Origin of the sequence: Sunxiuqinia dokdonensis (genome assembly GCF_001270965.1) — a bacterium.
Classification (GTDB): Bacteria; Bacteroidota; Bacteroidia; order Bacteroidales; family Prolixibacteraceae; genus Sunxiuqinia; species Sunxiuqinia dokdonensis.
This window is the reverse complement of the sequence record NZ_LGIA01000128.1, coordinates 1-3,628: the sequence shown is the minus strand read 5'-3', so window position 1 is coordinate 3,628 and position 3,628 is coordinate 1. Positions and strand designations below refer to the sequence as shown.

The 3,628-nt window shown below is 45.7% G+C and carries 3 protein-coding genes; 1 reads left to right on the top strand and 2 read right to left on the bottom strand.

Annotation, left to right across the window (positions count from 1 at the left end):
• The first annotated feature begins 502 nt into the window (after positions 1-502).
• Positions 503-1,111, top strand: a complete 609-nt coding sequence (locus NC99_RS07855) for a hypothetical protein (protein WP_053181898.1) — start codon at positions 503-505, stop codon at positions 1,109-1,111.
• Between the two features lie 86 nt (positions 1,112-1,197).
• On the opposite strand, the gene NC99_RS07850 is transcribed toward NC99_RS07855, so the two are convergent.
• Together NC99_RS07850 and NC99_RS07845 are read right to left on the bottom strand one after the other, a co-directional pair.
• The gene (locus NC99_RS07850) at positions 1,198-2,907 is read right to left on the bottom strand and encodes an acyl-CoA dehydrogenase family protein (protein ID WP_053181894.1); all 1,710 of its coding nucleotides are present in this window, start codon (positions 2,905-2,907) and stop codon (positions 1,198-1,200) included.
• A 28-nt stretch (positions 2,908-2,935) separates the two neighbouring features.
• A partial coding sequence (locus NC99_RS07845) for an electron transfer flavoprotein subunit alpha/FixB family protein (protein WP_162231175.1) occupies positions 2,936-3,628 on the bottom strand: 693 nt, incomplete at its 5' end.

The following is a 3,628-nucleotide window of genomic DNA, read 5'->3' as shown; positions in this document are numbered from 1 at the left end:
ACTCAATCCCTTGAAACCAACTACTTACACCAAAGTAAAAGCAGCCCGAAAAAACGGAAAAGCAACAAGAACGAACACCAAAGAAAGCATGTCGACCTGTGAAGGAGCTGCTACTCCCCGAAAACCTCTTGGAAAAATTTGTAGTCAACAGTCCTCTTCCACACGATTGGCAAACCCATTCTAAGTAGAATCACGAATAAAACGACATTCTGAAGCAGATGATTCAACCATTAAGTACCTCTTTGATGGCATTGACTCCCTCCGAAAACAAATCATCACACTATATATATGGTATGATTTTTACTTTTTGGTTTTAAAAAAGCCATCGACGACGACACCATTCGTGCACCCTGACGAAATTCCTTCAGATTAATTTTTCAATCAATACTAAAAACCTGCAAGCTCCGTTTTGCATTTAGCTTGCTTTTTAGCTATCTTATGATGGCCAAATCAGAAATCGCCCATATATTTGCCTTTGATAAAAACATAACGAACAACAATTATGAAGAAAATTCTAACCAGATATGTAACTGTATTTACATTGTTGGTACTTACAACAACTACTTTTGCTCAAAACAACTCTTTTAACGCAGCCTTTGACAGCTTGAGTATCGAAGGACAGTTTGAACATCTGTACCGAAGATCGAACACCTTTGAAGAATATAAAGTGATCAGCATTAGTGGCTATAATTTACTCAAGAAAAATTCGCAGGACAGCATCCTTCAATATAAACAAGATGCGGATAGCCATTTGCAGGAAATTGCGACGCTAAAAAGCAATCTGACCAGCACCAATAGCGAAATTGAAAAACTTCAGGCAGAACTAAGCAGCACCCAGCAAGCGAAGGACAGCATGCGCTTTATTGGGATTGAGGTTTCCAAAGGAGCATACAATGCCATCATGTGGGGCATTATCATCTGTCTTGCCGTTATTTCGGTCATCCTATTTTCACTTTTCAATCGTGGACACCGTGTGGTCAAGGAGACCAAGAACCGGTTGGCTGAAGTACAGGAAGACTTGGAGACTTTGCGGAAAAATGCTTTGGTGCGCGAACAAAAGCTGGCGCGTGAACTGATGGATTACAAACTGAAGAACAAATCGCCTCGCTGATTGAATACTCCCCCGTTTTCTCAAAAAAATAAAGAAGGCCTCACTTTTTCAAGCGAGGCCTTCTTTATTTTATTTTCTGGGTGCGTTTACATTTCGTATTTATATGATCCAAGGTCGCTAATATCAGACGTGCGAATAAACTCACCGTGTGCTTTCACCTGGGCCTTGGCCAAACGAATGAAGTTTTTGGCCGACTTGGTAAACATCGCGTCACGGTTCGAATCCAGCACAAGTAAGTAACTCATAATGATGTTCCCGGCCATTTCAACCAGGCGACGGGCATGGAAATCAATAAACTCATTGTCATCGGTTGACACCACTTTGTTGACGGCTTGCTCGTACTCGTCTGTCAAAATGATTAAGGTACGGCGCAAATGTTCCAGTTCGGGCGAAACTTTAGCGGCTTCGTAAACCCTGATTTGGTTCAGGTAAGCGCCTGTGGTTACACCCCGAATGGCAGCAACGACCTGCAACTGCGTTGTTCCTTCGTAAATGGAAGTAATCCTGGCATCGCGATAAATCCGCTCCACCGGATAATCTTTCATGAACCCCGAGCCACCGTGAATCTGGACGGCATCGTAAGCCAACTGGTTGGCGTACTCGCTGGCCATTCCTTTAACCAGTGGCGTGAAGATATCAGCCAGCTTCTGATATTTCTTCATCTCGTCGCGCTCATCCTTCTCCAGTTTACGCTCTTCGGCAATGTGCATGTAGGTTTTGTACACATCCACAAAGCGAGCTGTTTCGTACAGCAGGGTACGCGATGCATCGAGTTTGGCTTTCATGTTGGCCAAGATCTCATACACTGCAGGGAAACGCATAATGGCTTTTCCAAACTGAACGCGCTCCTTGGCATAGGCCAAAGCTTCGCGGTAAGCAGCTTCGGAAACACCAACCGACTGCGCGGCAATACCCAGGCGTGCACCGTTCATCAAGGCCATCACATATTTGATCAGGCCCATTTTTCGGTCGCCGACCAATTCGCCCGGAGCATCTTTAAACACCAGCTCGCAGGTTGGCGAACCAATAATTCCCATCTTATGCTCAATCCGCCGGACGGTTACTCCCCCATCGTTTTTATCGTGAATAAACATCGACAAACCGCGTCCATCTTTGGTGCCGGGTTCGGACCGGGCCAAAACCAGCGAAATATGTCCGTCGCCATTGGTGATAAAGCGCTTCACACCATTCAACAGCCATTTGCCCGACTTTTCATCGTAAGTCGCCTTTAACTGAACAGCCTGCAAATCCGATCCGGCATCCGGTTCGGTCAGGTCCATCGCCATCGTTTCACCTTGACAAACACGGGTCAGGTATTTTTCTTTTTGCTCTTCCGAAGCAAATTCATTGATGGTTTCAGCACAATCCTGCAAACCCCAGATGTTGACGAAGCCAGCATCCGCACGCGAAACAATGTCGGCGGCCATAATGTAAGGTACAATTGGAAAATTCAATCCGCCATATTGCCTTGGTAAGGACATGCCCATCAAGCCCGCTTTGTTTAAAGCCTCGATGTTCACTTCGGTTCCTTTGGCATAAATCACGCGTCCATTCTCCACACGTGGGCCTTCCGCATCGATCGATTCTGCGTTTGGGCCAACAATGTCTCCACAAACTTCACCAACAACTTCCAACACTTTATCGAAGTTGTCCATGGCGTCTTCGTGATCCATTGGGGCAAAATCAAACACTTTCTTTTCTGAGAAATTCCTTTCCTTTAACCGGACAATCTTTTCCATTAATGGGTGATTGAGGTGGAATTTCAGTTCTTTATTATCGGTATAATAATTAGCCATTTCGTTCAATGTTTAAAATTCACAAGATCTACTTGGTGTTCTGTTTATAATACTTGATCATCTTCGGAAGGACGACACCCACATCTCCATTGATCACATAGTCGGCCACCGAATTGATGGGCGCTTCGGGATCGGTATTAATCGCAATGATCTGTGCGGATTCTTCCATTCCGGCGCGGTGCTGGATTTGTCCTGAAATTCCGCAGGCAATGTATAATTTGGGGCGAACGGTTACCCCCGTTTGTCCAATCTGACGTTCGTGCTCAGCATATCCGGCATCAACCGCTGCACGCGAAGCGCCAACTTCGCCGCCCAACACCTCGGCCAGGTCGTACAGTAGCTGGAAGTTCTCTTTCGAGCCCATGCCATAACCACCAGCCACCACAATTGGAGCAGCCTTCATGTTCACTTTGCTCTTCTCCATGTGACGTTCGATGATTTCAACAACAAAATCAGCATCGCTCACATATTTCGCCACATCAAGCTTCACCAGCTTTCCTTTGTATTTCGGATCGAGAATCTCCTTCTTCATCACCCCTTCGCGAACCGTTGCCATTTGAGGACGACAGTCGGGATTGATAATCGTGGCGATGATGTTTCCGCCAAAAGCCGGACGAATCTGGTACAACAGATTCTCGTAGTTCTTGTCTTGTTTTTTATCGACACGGTTTATGTAGCCGACGACAAACGCCTTTATCCATATAGCACCTTGCCGCCTACA